The organism is Bacillus sp. FJAT-22090, assembly GCF_007676755.1.
Lineage (GTDB): Bacteria > Bacillota > Bacilli > Bacillales_A > Planococcaceae > Psychrobacillus.
On record NZ_VEBK01000014.1, the window covers coordinates 77,719 to 91,730 of the forward strand.

At 36.5% G+C, this 14,012-nt stretch carries 11 protein-coding genes; 9 read left to right on the forward strand and 2 right to left on the reverse strand.

Features of this window, described 5'->3' with window-relative positions; all coding sequences use genetic code 11:
• Positions 1 to 267: 267 nt before the first annotated feature.
• On the reverse strand, positions 268 to 1,104 hold the full coding sequence (locus tag FS486_RS16120; protein ID WP_144512812.1) for a MurR/RpiR family transcriptional regulator: 837 nt from the start codon (positions 1,102 to 1,104) through the stop codon (positions 268 to 270).
• 146 nt (positions 1,105 to 1,250) lie between these two features.
• Here FS486_RS16120 and FS486_RS16125 point away from each other — a divergent pair, with 146 nt between their 5' ends.
• The 8 genes from FS486_RS16125 (at position 1,251) to FS486_RS16160 (ending at position 11,180) form a co-directional block, all read left to right on the forward strand.
• Positions 1,251 to 2,819: an ABC transporter substrate-binding protein gene (locus tag FS486_RS16125; protein ID WP_144512813.1), complete on the forward strand. Its 1,569-nt coding sequence runs from the start codon at positions 1,251 to 1,253 to the stop codon at positions 2,817 to 2,819.
• 92 nt (positions 2,820 to 2,911) lie between these two features.
• A complete protein-coding gene (locus FS486_RS16130; RefSeq protein ID WP_144512815.1) occupies positions 2,912 to 3,862 on the forward strand; it encodes an ABC transporter permease in 951 nt (316 codons plus the stop codon).
• A 16-nt stretch (positions 3,863 to 3,878) separates the two neighbouring features.
• Complete coding sequence (locus FS486_RS16135) at positions 3,879 to 4,796, forward strand: ABC transporter permease (protein WP_144512816.1); 918 nt, start codon at positions 3,879 to 3,881, stop codon at positions 4,794 to 4,796.
• Between the two features lie 59 nt (positions 4,797 to 4,855).
• The gene (locus tag FS486_RS16140) at positions 4,856 to 5,878 is read left to right on the forward strand and encodes an ABC transporter ATP-binding protein (RefSeq protein ID WP_144512818.1); all 1,023 of its coding nucleotides are present in this window, start codon (positions 4,856 to 4,858) and stop codon (positions 5,876 to 5,878) included.
• On the forward strand, positions 5,853 to 6,854 hold the full coding sequence (locus FS486_RS16145) for an ABC transporter ATP-binding protein (RefSeq protein ID WP_144512819.1): 1,002 nt from the start codon (positions 5,853 to 5,855) through the stop codon (positions 6,852 to 6,854). Before FS486_RS16140 ends, FS486_RS16145 begins: the two co-directional genes overlap by 26 nt.
• Positions 6,855 to 6,874: 20 nt before the next feature.
• Positions 6,875 to 7,999, forward strand: coding sequence for an o-succinylbenzoate synthase (gene menC / locus FS486_RS16150; protein WP_144512820.1), 1,125 nt, complete (start codon positions 6,875 to 6,877; stop codon positions 7,997 to 7,999).
• 116 nt (positions 8,000 to 8,115) lie between these two features.
• Positions 8,116 to 9,252 carry a M20 peptidase aminoacylase family protein gene (locus FS486_RS16155; RefSeq protein ID WP_144512861.1) on the forward strand — a complete coding sequence of 379 codons (1,137 nt, stop codon included), beginning with the start codon at positions 8,116 to 8,118 and terminating at the stop codon, positions 9,250 to 9,252.
• 344 nt (positions 9,253 to 9,596) lie between these two features.
• The gene (locus tag FS486_RS16160) at positions 9,597 to 11,180 is read left to right on the forward strand and encodes a M2 family metallopeptidase (protein WP_144512863.1); all 1,584 of its coding nucleotides are present in this window, start codon (positions 9,597 to 9,599) and stop codon (positions 11,178 to 11,180) included.
• Between the two features lie 85 nt (positions 11,181 to 11,265).
• Here FS486_RS16160 and FS486_RS16165 read toward each other — a convergent pair whose 3' ends face one another.
• Positions 11,266 to 12,063 carry a helix-turn-helix domain-containing protein gene (locus tag FS486_RS16165; RefSeq protein WP_144512822.1) on the reverse strand — a complete coding sequence of 266 codons (798 nt, stop codon included), beginning with the start codon at positions 12,061 to 12,063 and terminating at the stop codon, positions 11,266 to 11,268.
• 742 nt (positions 12,064 to 12,805) lie between these two features.
• Between FS486_RS16165 and FS486_RS16170 the strand changes: the two genes are divergently transcribed.
• Positions 12,806 to 13,993: a M14 family zinc carboxypeptidase gene (locus tag FS486_RS16170; protein ID WP_144512823.1), complete on the forward strand. Its 1,188-nt coding sequence runs from the start codon at positions 12,806 to 12,808 to the stop codon at positions 13,991 to 13,993.
• The last annotated feature ends 19 nt before the right edge of the window (positions 13,994 to 14,012 follow it).

Consider the following 14,012-nt stretch of genomic DNA (forward strand, 5'->3'; position numbering starts at 1 on the left):
TACTTAAATTTGCTTGAAATAGATAAGCACGAATTAACGTCCGCCAATGCTTTTCTTTTTTTGATATAAGCTCTTTTTAGGGCAAAACCCCGCAAACATCTCCAACGCATGTAGCGTAAACCATTCTACACGATTAATAACGTATCTGGACAGTTTCATTATTGTTTGTCCTATCAATCGACCACCGTATAATTTACTTAATCTTATTACGTTGCCACGCGACACCTTACTTTACGCAGGTGGCCCCTAGGAATGATAATCTAACCCTTAACGTTTTGTTGATCTCTCTTCATTTAAAAAATACTTAAACATATCAGTTTCAGCCACCGTCTTATCAGCACGATTCATTACCTCGCTAAGAATAGAATTAATTAGAGATAATGTAACCGGTCCTTTTTCTAATAAAGGATTATTTCCTACTTCCACCAAGATAACTATGTCAGCATAATCGACTATAGGTGCTAACCTTGAATCGGTAAAAACTATAACTTTTACCCCTTTTTTCTTTGCATCTTCTGCAAATCTTATTGTATCAAGAGCGTATCTCGGAAAAGAAAAGATGATAACACAGGATTCCCTAGGGAGGTAATCAAAGACTAAAGCATCTGTTTCAGGACGGTACAGAGATGCATTTCCTAATGTGTAATTTAGGTTAAAAAACAACCAATGAGCAAAAACAAATGACTGATAATAACCAGCTATGACAATTCGTTCACTTTTAAGAAGTGTTTCAACAATGATTTCGAGTTTTTCAACATCTAGAGCTTTAATATTACTATTTAAAAGGTTCACATCCCTTGTAATATGTTCTCCAAAATGATTTAAGCTACTATTTTCCTCCTTCAAACTTTCATTACAGTTATTAGACTTAGTTAAAAGATGATTAATTACATCTTTTTGAAGCATATTAAAACCTTCATAGCCAATAGATTTACTAAAACGAATGACCATAGTCTCGCTAACTCCAATTATTTCTCCAATTTGTTTAGAGGAGTGTGTAGCGAAAATAGTTGGAGTACTGAGCAAAGAATCTCCCACTTTTTTTAATCCTTTTGTTAAACTAGGAAATTGTTTTTTTGTATTTATTATAAATTTTGAGTCCATCGTTTTTCTCTCTCTTCTGAAATTTTGGTGTTTTAAAAATATTTTGTGTTGCAATAAAGTATAACCTTCATTATAATGATTAACAAGTCCAAACTTTCAGAAAATTCAATGAGAGAGAGGAAAATTAAAGTTATGGGGGAAATTAGATGAATTTAAAGAAAAGTTCTAGCTTATTATTACTATTTTTGCTTTCTATCACTTTATTACTTGTTGGATGCAGTTCTGAAAATTCTTCCTCAAGTAGTGATGCGAGTAAAGGCGCTAGTGGAGGAACATTAAAAGTTGCTTATCCTACTCAGCCGCAGACACTTGATCCACATGCAACAACCGCCGAAGCGACACGCGATGCCGCAAAACTAATTTATGAAGCACTCGTGACTCTTGATGGAAATTATGAGGTAATGACTCAATTAGCAGATTCCTATGAAATAAGCGAGGATAAAAAGACGGTAACTTTCAAGTTACGAGAAGGTATTAAATTTCATAATGGTAATGATATGACTGCAGAAGATGTCGTAGCTTCAATGGAAAAATGGGGAACTAACAAAGCAGAGTTAGGTGAACATACTTGGAGTAAAGTTGATGACTCTACTGTGGAGCTAAAGTTAACGGAACCTTCTTCCCTTACTATGTACTTTCTGGCAGACCAAGGAAACATTGCTGCTATCATGCCAAAAGATATAGTTGCTTCTGCTGGGGCAACTGGTGTTGAGGAATATATAGGGACAGGTCCTTTTAAATTTGTTGACTGGAAACAAGATGAAATCATTCATTTTAAAAAGTTTGAAGAATATCAACCCGATACTGAGGAAGCAAATGGCTTAGGAGGTAAGAAAGAAGCATTAGTCGATGCTATTGACTGGCACTTCGTTGCAGATTCTTCAACACGGGTAAATGGTTTAATGAGTGGACAATATGATTTTTCTCATATGCTTTCTTATGATTCTATTCCCCAACTTGAAAATTCAAAAGGTAGCGTAGTGGATGTTTGGCCGTATGGAATAGAAGGTTTAGTGTTCAATAAAAAATCTGGCGTCTTTACAGATGTAAAACTTCGCCAAGCGGTTAATTATGCGTTAGATATGGAAGTAATCATGAGCTCCGCTTTTACTAGTGATGAGTTTTATACATTAGAAAATAGTTTGTTTCTACCAAGTCAAACTGCATGGTACTCGGATGCAGGAAAAGAAAATTATAATCAAAAAGATTTAGCAAAAGCTAAGGAATTATTAAAAGAAGCGGGTTATAACGGGGAAGAAGTTGTCATACTTACTAGTCGCGATTACGAACATCATTACAATGCTGCTGTTGCAACACAACAACAGCTAGAAGAACTTGGAATGAAAACAAAACTAGATGTGTATGACTGGCCAACTCTTTTAGAGCGTCGAAGTGACCCTGAAGCATACGATATTTTCTATACAGGGTTTTCCACTACATCAACACCAAATCAATTCGTATTTTTAGATTCTGAAACTGCTTGGCCAGGTTGGACAGAAAACGCTGAAATTGATCGTCTATTAAGTGAGATTAAGGTAGAGGAAAATCCCGAGAAGTCTTTATCTTTAACAGCTGAATTACAAACAGTAATGTGGGAAGACCTTCCAATAATAAATACTGGTCAAAATTCCCGTGTTTCCGGTCACTCTGAAAAAGTGGAAGGATATAAAACAATGCTAGGACCGATTTTTTGGAATGTCAGCCTTAAAAAGTAAAGCAAAAGAAACTCCTAGTACATTATCAACCTTCTATTTTTTAGAAGGTTGACCTTTTTGAATTAATACAGAGAATAAGGAGGTTTCAAATATTGAAGGCTTATATTCTGAAGAGATTGCTATCCGTAATTCCAGTTTTATTGATTGTGGCAGTAATTGTTTTCTTTATCATTCATTTAATACCAGGAGACCCTGCTTCCGTAATCCTTGGAGAAGAAGCCACTCCAGATGAAGTTCAAACACTTAGAGAAGAATTAGGATTAAATTTACCAATTTATGAGCAATTTATACGATGGTTTGCTGGGATATTTCAAGGTGACTTTGGTAATTCGATTTATATGAATATGCCAGTTTTAGAGGCTTTCCTTGGTCATATTGGTCCAACACTTTCACTTGCATTACTAGCCCAAAGTATTTCAATAATTATTGCGATCCCATTAGGAGTTATTGCAGCAAAAAGAAGAGGAACAAATGTTGATCAATTGTTTATGATTATTGCCATGTTAGGTCTTTCCATTCCAAGTTTCTTATTGGCTTTACTTCTAATGTTACTTTTTGGTGTTAATCTTCAGTGGCTTCCGGTTGCAGGATATAGCCCATTAAGTACAGGATTATGGAATCATTTGCAGTTTATGATTCTACCGGCGATATCGCTAGGAGCGATTCAAGCTGCAGTAATTTCAAGAATGAGTAGGTCTTCCATGATAGACATTTTGAGTATGAATTACATAAAAACGGCGAAGGCAAAGGGAGTTAAAGCAAGAGTCATCGTGTATAAACATGCCTTAAGGAATGCTTTTATTCCTATTCTTACAATTCTTGGAGAAACATTTGGATCTCTTATAACAGGTGCAGTAGTCACCGAAACTGTATTTAATCTACCTGGAATAGGTCAGTTAGTAATTAATGCAATTGTCAGAAGAGATTATGCTGTGATACAAGGGACCATATTATTGATTGCATTATCTTATCTATTATTGAATTTAATCATTGACTTATTATACGGAGTGGTAGACCCGAGAATTCGCTTAAGCCGTAAATAAAAAGGAGTTGAGACGGATGACTTCAGAAATCAAATTGGGGAATGAAGTTGCAATTGGGGATTTTAAAGTGATGAAGAATAAACTCAGAAGTGAACAAAGACGATTGTTTATTCGACGATTTTGGGCAAATAAATCTGCAGTTATTGGTAGCATAATGCTATTATTTTTAACTGTTTTTGCACTTTTTAGCCCTATGATAAGCCAATTTTCCCCTCTTGCAATAGATCCGCTTAATCGCTTGGACTCCCCTAACGGAACGCACTGGTTTGGGACAGATAATTTCGGAAGGGATTTGTTTAGTCGAGTAGCGTCAGGAGCTCAAGTATCAATGGGGGTAGGCTTCTCTGTAGCAATCTTAACGGCTGTAATCGGCATGATTATTGGTTTATACGCTGCATATTATTCCGTATTAGACCACATTTTGATGAGAATATGTGATGCATTAATGGCATTTCCAGATATCCTTTTGGCTGTAGCCATTATGGCTGTTCTGGGACCTCAACCTATAAATGTTGTAATTGCTGTGACAATATCAAAAATTCCCACCCTGGCTAGAATCGTACGTTCTTCTGCCTTAGTGATAAAAGAGCAAACTTATATAGAAGCTATGAAAGCACAAGGAGCAAGTTCCAAGAGAATTATATGGCGCCATATTGTACCCAATATTTTGTCGCCACTTATCGTTCAACTCACGTATATATTTGCTGTGGCAATCATTTTGGAAGCTGCATTAAGCTTTTTAGGAGCTGGAATTCCTGCGCCTGATCCAAGTTGGGGGAATATATTATTTGATGGAAAAGTGGTCATTTTTAGTGCTTGGTGGATGACTGTATTTCCTGGGATTTTTATAATATTGACAGTATTAGGGCTGAACCTTTTTGGGGATGGCTTGAGGGATTTATTAGATCCTTATTCGAGTAAGGCGAATAAATAAATGAAATTTACAATCTACTAATCTAAGTTAATTAGAATGAAAGAAAGGAGGGCTATTGGATGAATGATCAGTTAATATTGGAAATCAATGAACTAAAAACTATTTTTTCGACAGAAAACGGCCCCCTTACTGCAGTTGATGGTATTTCTTTTAGCGTTGCTACAGGAGAAACACTTGGGGTAGTCGGAGAATCAGGGTGCGGAAAAAGTGTTACTTCTGAATCTATTATGCGTTTACTAAATGAAAGTTCAACAAGATATGAAGGAGAAGTAAATTTTAAGGGGCAAAACTTATTAACACTTCCTGAACATAAAATGAGAGATATCCGTGGGAATGAAATATCAATGATTTTCCAAGACGCAATGACTTCCCTCAACCCGGTTTATACAATTGGCAACCAAATTTCGGAAGCTATTATGATTCACCAAAATCTAAATTCTAAAGAAGCAATGGAGAAGTCTATTGAAATGCTTAGGTTAACTGGAATTCCATCCCCTGAAAAAAGAGTTCATGAATATCCTCATGAACTCTCAGGTGGAATGCGACAAAGAGTCATGATTGCAATGGCACTTTCCTGCAGACCTAGTCTATTAATAGCTGATGAACCTACAACTGCATTAGATGTAACCATTCAAGCTCAAATATTAGATCTAATAAATGAGTTAAAAAAAGAATCTGATATGAGCGTAATTATGATTACACATGACCTCGGGGTTGTCGCAGAAGTATGCACAAGAGTAGTGGTCATGTATTTGGGACAAATAATAGAAGAGGCGGATGTCGATACTTTATTTAACAAGCCACTACATCCATATACAAAAGGTTTGATAAAGTCAATTCCAAAGATTGACGGAGACAGAACTCAAAAATTGCATTTGATACCAGGAACTGTTCCGTCACTAAGTAATGTACCTACAGGTTGCCGCTTTGCCCCACGTTGCGAATATGCAGATGTAAAGTGTATGAACGATGCTCCTATTTTTGAACCGGTCCGTAAAGGACAAAGTGTAAGGTGCTGGCATTATAAAAAAATAGAAAATGAGGAGGGAGTGCAATATGAGGCAATTGGAAAAGGAAGCTAATGAGAGTGAAGAAAATGCACCTCTTATCCAAGTAACCGGTCTTAAAAAATACTTCCCAATTCATTCACCATTTGGTCGAACTACAGGTCATGTAAAAGCAATTGAGGATATAAACTTCAATCTATATAAAAAGAAAACTTTAGGTTTAGTTGGTGAATCTGGTTGTGGTAAAAGCACATCTGGTAGGACCTTGTTGAGGTTAACAGAACCGACTGGGGGCTCAGCAATTTACAAGGGAAGAGATATATTTAAGTTGAAGGAAAATGAGTTTAACAAAATGAGACGTGAAATACAAATGGTATTTCAAGATCCTCATTCTTCATTAAATCCTAAAAAGCGTATTGGTGAAATAATCGAAGAACCAATGAATATCCATAATATAGGTACGAAACATGATCGAATGGAAAGAGCAATGAACCTGTTAGAAAAAACAGGTATTAGGGAAGATCAATACTTCCGTTATCCCCATGAATTTTCTGGGGGGCAGAGACAGCGGATTGGATTAGCTCGAGCCTTGGCTTTAAATCCAAATATAGTCGTTTTGGATGAGCCTGTCTCGGCCCTAGATGTATCCATTCAATCTCAAGTTATTAATTTACTTCAAGAAATCCAAGATGAATTCGAGTTGGCATATTTATTTATCTCTCATGATTTAAGTGTTGTACGTCATATTGCAGACGAAATCGGTGTTATGTATTTGGGACATATCGTTGAAAAGGCAACTACGGATGAATTGTTTGCAAATCCTCTCCATCCGTACACCCAAGCATTACTATCGTCGATTCCTCTTCCAGATACAAAAAAGAAGCGAGAGCGAATTATTCTAAAAGGAGATGTACCTTCTCCCATTAATCCTCCTTCGGGATGTGTATTTCATACTCGCTGTCCATATGTAATGGATATATGTAAAATAGAAAATCCATTAACTAAAAACCAGTCACCCGACCACCAAGTGGCATGTCATTTATATAATTAAAAATAGAAGGAGTGTTTTTGTTGGAGATTAACAAAATTGTATTGAGAAAAATGAATTTAGAGTTAAAGTCGCCTTTTCAAACAAGTTTTAGTATTCAAACGGATAGAGACTTCCTGATAGTTGAGCTTCATAGTGATAACCACATTGGATACGGTGAATGTGTAGCATCTGCTAAACCTTTATACAGTGAAGAAACTGTTGGTACAGTAGAGCTTATGTTAGAAGAAATATTAATTCCCGCATTGTTAAACAAAAAGGATATTAAACATCCTGATGAGTTAAATGATCTGTTTAAACCTTTCCGTAGAAACAACATGGCTAAAGCTGCAATAGAAGGTGCTTATTGGGACTTGTATGCAAAAGAAAATAATATTCCACTTCATCAAGCGCTTGGAGGTACAAAGAGCCAGATAGAAGTAGGCATTAGTATTGGTATTCAAGAATCGTTAGAAGATTTAATAAAAGTCGTTGAAGGCTATGTAAATGAAGGTTATAAGCGCATTAAATTAAAAATTAAACCTGGCAATGATCTGACTATCTTAGAGGGAATCAGAAAACGCTTCCCTACTATTGAGATGATGGCAGATGCTAATTCTGCTTATACGTTAGAAGATATTGGCCTATTTAAAGAGATGGATAATCTTAATCTAATGATGATTGAACAACCTCTTGCTCATGATGACATTATTGATCACGCAAAATTACAACCTAAAATAAAATCGCCTATATGTTTAGATGAAAGTATTCATTCATTAGAGGATGCCAAGAAAGCTATTGAGCTAGGAAGTTGTAAGATTATTAATATAAAAATTGGCAGGGTCGGAGGTTTAACAGAAGCCAAAAAAATCCATGATTATTGTGCGAGTAAAGGTATACCTGTTTGGTGCGGTGGAATGTTGGAATCCGGAATTGGAAGAGCTCATAACATTGCAATTTCTAGTTTACCTAATTTTTCTCTCCCAGGTGATACTGCAGCTTCATCAAGGTATTGGCATGAAGATATTATAACGCCGGAAGTTACGGTACAAAATGGGACAATTCCACTTCCGAGTTCACCTGGAATAGGTTATGAACCTAATAAAGACTTAATGGAAAAATACACAACATCTATCAAAGAGATCACTCCCCAAAAGGTATTTTCATAAAACAGCAAGCGAATAAAAATGACTAGTAATAGAGGCCATTTCAGCATTTGATAAGTTGAGATGGTTTTCTTACATTGAATAGGAGAGAAATTCCAATGGAAGCAGTACTAGAGGAAATAAAATCGATTATTGAAGAAGTAAAACCCATTATGGAAGAAGTGTTTCACCATTTACATACTCATCCCGAAATTAGTTGGAATGAAGTAAAAACTACCCAATATATAAAAAAGCTATTAGAGTATGAAGGTTTTGAAGTCCAGACTTTTGAGGATACAACAGGTCTCGTCGTAACATATGGATCTGGCCAACCATGCATAGGTCTTCGTACTGATATGGATGCACTTTGGCAGGAATTAGATGGTGAATATCAAGCTAATCACTCATGTGGACACGATGGACACATGACAATGGCTATCGGTACTTTGCTAGTCTTGAAAAAATTAGGGATACCACGAAACGGAAGACTTAAAGTTCTTTTTCAACCAGCAGAAGAGGTAGGTAAAGGAGCACTATCCTTTATAGAAAGAGGTCTTGTAGATGATATTGACTATTTATATGGTGTTCATCTCCGACCAATTCAAGAAATTAATGATGGGTATGCATCACCAGCAATTATGCATGGTTCCGCAAAAACATTAAAGGGTTCTATACGAGGAAATGATGCCCATGGTGCAAGACCAAATCAAGGTCAAAATGCCATAGAAGTCATGTCTCTACTTGTACAAGCAATCCACTCTATTCACCTTGATCCAATGATTCCACACTCTGCTAAAGTAACGATGTTTCAATCAGGAGGACAATCTGCAAATATTATTCCAGGTAACGGAGTTTTCAGTATTGACTTACGGGCTCAAACAAATGAACTGATGAGCACTTTGGTTGAACAAGTGGACAGAACTATTAATTATGTCTCTGATTTCTCAAACGTAGAAATTACTTATGATATTATCTCTGAAATAGCCGCAGCACAAGTTGACGAGAACGCGGTTAAAATAATGGGTCAAGCTATTTCTGATACAGTAGGGGAAGAATACTTATTTCCACCAATTATAACTCCAGGTGGAGAAGATTTTCATTACTATACGCTAAGGCGACCGTCCGTCAAAGCAACAATGTTAGGATTGGGATGTGGTTTAACCCCGGGTCTCCATCACCCCAATATGAAGTTTAATCAAGCTAGTTTACTTACTGGCATTGAGATTCTTTCAAGAGCAGTTATTGGAACTTTAGAGAGCGGAAAAGAAAAAAAATAACATCCCCTTCGGTGGGAATAAAACGTGTCCCTGTGTAAGAAACAATTCTATACTATTCTGACAACTGGCTACAATTCATTTGAAAAAGATAAGCACAAAATAATGTCCACTTAGAATCTGCAATTCCTAATTACAATTGATTTTGCATATGATTAGGAAACATAAACAATTAGAGGAAGGATGACATGTTGCTATATAATTGAATACACTTAAATTTATCATTTACTTAACCAAGCTATTGGTTCACGTTAGACATATGTTCCAATAGCTAATTTCTAAAACAACTAGCGTTCACTTTCACCAGATTGGGATGGAAATTGAAAATGATGAAGGGAAGGATCATGATGGCAAAGAGCGTACAAGCCTTTTTACAAGAGTTTAATGATCAAATGCAATTATTAATGAGTGATGTAACGGAAGCGTACTGGATGGCGCAAACTACCGGTGACCCAGAATGGGCAAATAAGCTAAGTGAAGCGGAAACTAAATTGAACTTATTATTTTCTCGACAAGATATCTATGAAGAAACCAATCGTTATTTAGAAAGTGAAAATCTAACGGAGATGGAGAAACGCCAACTACTTCTTTTCCTAAATGGGATGAAAGAAAGACTATTACCAGAGGAAGTACTTGCCGACTTATCTAAACGTTCATCTGACTTAAATCTGTTGTTTAATACCTTTACACCGGAAGTAGATGGAAAAAAGTATTCTGCTAACGAGATTAGAGATGTCTTACTTAACAGTACTGATCAGGAACTTCGTAAAAAGGTCTGGTTTGCAAGTAAAGAGGTAGGAAAGGTTGTCGAAAAGGATCTTCTTGAACTTATAAGAAAGCGAAATGATGCTGCTAGATTACTAGGATACGATAATCATTACCAAATGAGCTTTGCACTCCAAGAACTGGATCAACAAGAAGTCTTCTCTATATTTAAGGATTTAATAAATCAAACCGATAATGCATATCGTTCGATGAAAAAAGAGTTAGATGAAAGATTAGCGATTAAATTTGGGATTCAGCCTTCTGATATTCGCCCTTGGCATTATGTGGATCCATTCTTTCAAGAAGCACCGACTTCAGATACAACTAATTTGGATTCCTTCTATAAAGGGAAAGATATCTTACAGATTACAACAGATACTTTCCAAGCAATGGGAATCGAAGTTTCAGACTTGTACAAAAAAAGTGATTTGTTTCCTCGTGAAAACAAAAACCCAACTGCTTTCTGTATAGACATGGACCGCGAAGGAGATGCCAGGGTACTATGTAGTCTGGAGGAAGATTCCTATTGGATGGATACAAATTTACATGAATTTGGTCATGCTGCATATTTTAAATACGTTGATTCTGAGCTTCCTTTTATCTTGCGAACTAACAGTCATATCCTAACAACAGAAGCGATTGCCATGTTGTTTGGTAAAATGGGGAAAGATCCAAGATGGTTAGCACAATTTCTAAAAATGGACGAAAAAATGCTTCAAGGGCTTACACCTGAACTAGCAAAATTGCAAAAGTTATCGATGTTAATTGCTGTAAGATGGATTACGACCTTCGTCTTCTTTGAAAAAGAATTATATGAGAATCCCGATCAAGATTTAAATTCTTTATGGTGGAACATAGTGAGTGAGGTTCAATTAGTAACCCCACCTGATCGTGTTGACCAACCTGACTGGGCTGCAAAGATTCACTTTACATTAGCACCTGTTTATTACCAAAATTACTTACTTGGCGAACTAATGGCTGCCCAATTAATTCGTTATATAGAAAACTCAATATCGCCTGAAATTTTTACAAAAGAAACTGGAGAAATGCTTGTAAATCAATTCTTTAAGCCAGGTGCCCTTTACAACTGGAATGAAAAGATTCGCAGAATAACTGGAGAAATGTTAAATCCTACTCATTTTTGCGAACTATATTGCCAGACTTAAAATGTGTCCCTGTGTGAGAAACAAACATGAAAATTGGAACATTCACGATTGTTTGAACTATCGTGAATGTTTCTTACACAGGGAACTAATTCTCCGGTAAATAAAAGTTTTTTACTGGAACATCAAAATACATAAACATATCCTTAAAATATGTCTCATCAATCAATTTGCTAAGTACGCCTTTGTAATAACCAGGCAAGTTACGTATATTTTTTCGCTTTGTTGCCATCACCGCAATTTTCAGTGCACTATAGGCCAAGTCATCAAAAACTTTTCCATCATTTTTGTAAATATCAAAACGCAACATATCACCTGATAAAGAACGGTGAATGCCGAAGAAATTGCGTGCTTTTTTTGTTTCCCCAATTGTATTCGAAAGTAATTCCTTCATTCTGTTAAATAGACTTGTGGATAACTTTTTCGATTCCATAGGAGACGTGTTAGTAAGATCTTTAAAAGAAGATTTTAAGAATAACGGTTCTTTCTCAGAAATTGGCTCATTTTCCTCGTCACCATGCGGGTTGTCGGCATCCTCTCGACTGTTCAAACTCCCCTGATCAACGAAGGGTAAAATAATATAAATGTTCGCACCTAGCCCGCTCATAACAGGGCGTACATAGTGAATGCGTTGAATAATGCCAAGCTGTTCAAGCTTTCGGATCGCTCGACGTACAGTCGCATTTGACTTGCCGATCGCTGTTTCCATCGTTGCGTGTTTTAAATGGGCAGCTCCATATTTCACTGAATACCTGCGGATCACATCGAGTACAAGATGGTCTGTTTTGTTTAGTTCGTATCGATGGAATGCGCAATGTTTTGCAGCAGCAGCATCCATTTCTTCTATTGAATTGAAACGAGCGTAGTTTTGTAAGTAGTGAGTCATTAGAATTCCCCTTTTACCTTTTATATAGATGGGAGGGGGAGAAAAGTGGACATGGAAATGTGTCTACTTTGAAAATATCTAATATAAATTTAATAAAAGAGGTTTAATCATTTTTAAGCGAGGTATATAAATAGTACAAGGCGGAACTACCGTAGGAAGGGACTGGTAAACCATGAGTTTACAAGAGACACCGATGGATGATTTGCACAGCCTTGGCGGAAAATTTGCTTTACTGACGAAAGGTACTCTCGTCAGAAACCGTTATATTTAGGTTTCGATCCAGCTTGTTTTATCTGGAAGTAAAAGAAAGTTTTTTGTGGAAGTGCACCTTAATGTCCGATGGTTTCATAACAGAGGACATAACTGCACTGACGAGATGAATGAAGTAATTGTCAGGAACGGTTTAACTAAGCAACATTAACAAATTTTCCGAGTGTATTCCTTGTTTAAGGAAAGAAGAAAGCGTAGTCCTTTTAGGATTGCGCTTTTTTCTTTTTTGTCGATTTAATTACTATAATTACCTATATTATTAAGAATTTCTGTTGTAGTGTATTTGTCCTATAAAATCGCTTACTTAGGAAGGCGAAATAATTATTCCTTCGTGTCACTAAAGATAGATTTATTAAGGGCTAAATGGTCGTATTACATTACTAATTATTCAAATATTCATAATATATTTACTATTTAATTTTACCATGCTATTCTGTTAACGAATCTAAGAATAAGAAGGAGTGGAGACGTATTGAAGAAAAAAATAGTTAGTACAATAGGTATTTTAGGATTATGTACAAGCTTGGCTCTTCCTGTATTTGCAGCGGATACTGTAAATCGGGAAACGCATCATGAGTACTCAATCTCTGGTTTTATCAGTCACAGTGAGTTGCAAAAAAGCCTTAAACAGATTGAAAAATCAAGTAATGGGGTTGTGGAAGTAGAAGTCGTTGGGCAATCACATAAAGGTTTGGATATTTATACGGCAAAAGTTGGGACAGGAGACAAGGTTATTCTTATTCAAAGTGAAATTCATGGAAACGAAAAAACTGGTACGGTTGCCATTTTAAATCTATTAAAAAACCTTTCCACAAATTCAAAAGAAGCGAAGAAAATAAGAGAAGAAGTTACGCTTGTATTTATGCCGATGATGAATCCAGATGCATCGGAAGGGGATAAACGCCGAAATAGTATGACATGGGATGAAGTGGTGAAAAACTTCCCACAACTGGCAAGCGCTAAACCTTCGTGGAACTATTTAGACCGTGGGATTAGTCAAAGCTATGACTACGGTAAAAACCCAGGTTTCGATGTTAATAGAGATTTTAATCCAAATCTCAACTATGTTCCAACAGCACAAGATTTCCCAGGAGCATCTGATAAGCCAGGGTGGTTTATCACACCTGAATCACAAACTTCCCGTGACGTATATAAAGCATTGAAAGCTGAATATGGAAATGTAGATGTCTTCGTGGATCTACATCATCAAGGTATGTACTATGTGGATGGCACCTCGGATGAAGTAACCTTGTCACTATCTGCACAGTTTGTTCCAGATCCAAACACTCCTAAAGGAGCGAAATATGCCCAATTCGCTGATAACTATAACTATGATTTTTCAAGACAATTGAATGTTGCAGCTTATAAGGAACTTCAATCATATGGAAACTCAAAGTTTACGAATATTTCGCTTTACTCCCAAGGACTTGATCTTCCAGGGACAGCACTTGGAAGCTATGCACTAAATGGAAGCGGGACTGTGCTTTTTGAGGTGAGAGGACAGACACAAATGATGGGACAGAAGGAAAAAGGACAACTTGTTAAATCTGTTGAACGTGGGCTCGAAGCAATTATCAAAGGAGTCGCAGATGGATCTGTTGAAAAATTGAATCCGGAAGACTATGAGAAGATTCCACTTACATCTAGTAGACCTTCTTAACCTGTCCCAACGAGCGTTG